General features: G+C 52.9%; 3 protein-coding genes. 2 read left to right on the forward strand and 1 reads right to left on the reverse strand.

Annotation, left to right across the window (positions count from 1 at the left end):
* The first annotated feature begins 337 nt into the window (after positions 1-337).
* Complete coding sequence (locus KB557_RS10950; RefSeq protein ID WP_261355084.1) at positions 338-547, forward strand: hypothetical protein; 210 nt, start codon at positions 338-340, stop codon at positions 545-547.
* Positions 548-554: 7 nt separating this feature from the next.
* Here the strand turns inward: KB557_RS10950 and KB557_RS10955 are convergent, their stop codons facing one another.
* Positions 555-773: a CP12 domain-containing protein gene (locus tag KB557_RS10955; RefSeq protein ID WP_255134147.1), complete on the reverse strand. Its 219-nt coding sequence runs from the start codon at positions 771-773 to the stop codon at positions 555-557.
* A gap of 168 nt (positions 774-941) precedes the next feature.
* On the opposite strand from KB557_RS10955, the gene KB557_RS10960 reads away from it, so the two are divergent.
* Positions 942-2,093 (forward strand): NAD(P) transhydrogenase subunit alpha, encoded by a 1,152-nt coding sequence (locus KB557_RS10960; protein WP_255134149.1) that lies wholly within the window; start codon positions 942-944, stop codon positions 2,091-2,093.
* Positions 2,094-2,122 lie beyond the last annotated feature (29 nt).

Raw genomic sequence — 2,122 nt, forward strand, 5'->3', positions numbered from 1 at the left:
TTTCTTTTTGACGGGACCTCACACCTCTATCGCATATCTGTTCTCAATACCGCTTTCGCAATATCGAAAACGCGACAGAAGAGTCGGTTCCTTAAGCTTTTCGGTTGTCCAGGTGCGTCGCCTTTCGACGACTTGTGAACCGTATCACAGGACCTAGAAAACTAGGGGCCTAGAACTGCGCACCAAGGAATCATATCGAATGGCTAGGAGCTGTCAACAAGAAGGTGACAAATTGGTGCGAATGGGGCGGTTTCCAGGCAAAACAGACATCTGCGGCGTTCTGAGAAGCAGATTTAAATAGTTTCTGCATTGCCCAAGGGGCAAAACCTCGCCATAAATGGTTGAGCTTGTTTGGTTTGGTTCAGTGAAATTCTTTTGTTGCTTCGATCAAGAAGGCGCCCTAATCGCCCGCTGCCAAACCATGGCAGACGTGGAGGTACTAAAAAACCTTGGGCGCCCGATAGCAAAAGTTGTTGAAATGGAACCTGGAGAGGCCGTGGTGTGCCGCATAACAGACACCCCGGCCTCCTTCAACGAAGACTATTAAGCAAGGCTTAATCGTCGTAGATACGGCACTCAGCTGCATCTGGATTGGTTTCGCAATACATCTCCAGTGATGTGGGGTCGTGATCATCTTCAGGATGGTGATCTTTGAATTCCTTCAGGGATTCCAGCTCTTCCTCCAGGTGCCGCACCATTCCCTCGTCGCCCTTGGCGCGAGCTTCGGTGATTTTGTCTTGGTCTTTGGCGATGTGCTCGTCGATGGACTTCATGATTGGGTTGGTCCTCAGCAAAGCCAAGATTATCTAACTTGATCTCTTCTGGCGCATTTCAGCAGTGCAAAGAAGCATTTCGCTGTGCGCAAGCCCACACAAGCTGCCCTTCGGGGTGGCCGAATCCCATAAACGTTGTTGTGAATGGTAGAAAATTCGATGCTGCCCATGCTCAAGGTGCTGATTCCCCTAGAAGAAGGAGGGGAGACAAGAGTGGCTGGCAGCCCAGACACTGTAAAGAGTTTGAGTAAGCGCCAGCTGTTGTGCACAGTTGAAAAGGGCGCCGGTATTGCCTCCGGGTTTTCAGACGAAAGTTACGTTTCTGCTGGCGCCCAGCTGGTTTCCCCCAAAGAAAACTCTGTTTGGGCCGAAACCAACCTGCTGCTCACAGTTGGACCCTTAAACAACGCACAGCCCAAACTTTCAGCTGGTGCCTTGGTTGTTGGTCAGCTGGCACCTCACGGCAATGCCAACCTGCTGCAGTTGCTTCAGCAGCAGCAGCTGTCTGCCATTTCCTTGGAACTGCTGCCCCGCATCAGCAGGGCTCAAAGCATGGACGTGCTTTCTTCTCAAGCGAATATCGCTGGATATAAAGCGGTGTTACTTGCGGCGGCGGCCCTTGATCGATACATGCCGATGCTCATGACTGCCGCCGGCACGGTGCAACCGGCCAAGGTGCTTGTAATTGGGGCAGGTGTAGCAGGTCTGCAAGCTGTCGCCACCGCCCGTCGTCTTGGTGCCGTGGTGAAAGTTAGTGATGTGAGGGCCGCCGCCAGGGAACAGGTTGAATCTCTTGGTGCCAGATTTATTGAGCCCCCGGTGCAAGGCGTACCCGGCGAACAAGGGGGCTACGCGAAAGAGGCAACCGCCACTTTTTTAGAAGCTCAACGCCAGGGCCTAGCCGAACAACTTGGGGATATCGACATGGTTATTTGTACTGCTCAAGTGCCGGGAAGGCCCGCGCCTTTGTTGCTCACAAAGGAGATCACTGAATTGCTGCGTCCGGGGGCAGTGGTTGTAGATCTTGCCGTGGCCCAGGGGGGCAACTGTGAGCTGAGCCAAGTTGGTGAAACCATTAATCACAAGGGCGTTTTGGTGATTGGTGCTGATCGTTTGCCAGCCTCGGTGCCTCACCACGCCAGCAGCCTCTATGCCCGCAATGTGGCAGCACTGCTTGAAGTGCTGATTTCAAAATCTGGAGAAATGAAGCTTGATCCAGAAGACCCTCTCCTGGATCCTTGTTTAGTGAGCTTGGAGGGGGTATTGCGCCGCACTGATTTAGTACCTAATTGGAGCCTCGGCGAAGGAGTAAAGCCATGAACACTGCACTTTCCCTAAATGAGGCCCTC

The sequence above is a fragment of the Synechococcus sp. Cruz CV12-2-Slac-r genome (assembly GCF_024346075.1).
GTDB lineage: Bacteria > Cyanobacteriota > Cyanobacteriia > PCC-6307 > Cyanobiaceae > Synechococcus_D.

Coding starts and splice junctions, on each gene's coding strand:
- KB557_RS10950 (WP_261355084.1), top strand. CDS start 338: ATGGTTGAGCTTGTTTGGTTTGGTTCAGTGAAATTCTTTTGTTGCTTC.
- KB557_RS10955 (WP_255134147.1), bottom strand. CDS start 773: ATGAAGTCCATCGACGAGCACATCGCCAAAGACCAAGACAAAATCACC.
- KB557_RS10960 (WP_255134149.1), top strand. CDS start 942: ATGCTCAAGGTGCTGATTCCCCTAGAAGAAGGAGGGGAGACAAGAGTG.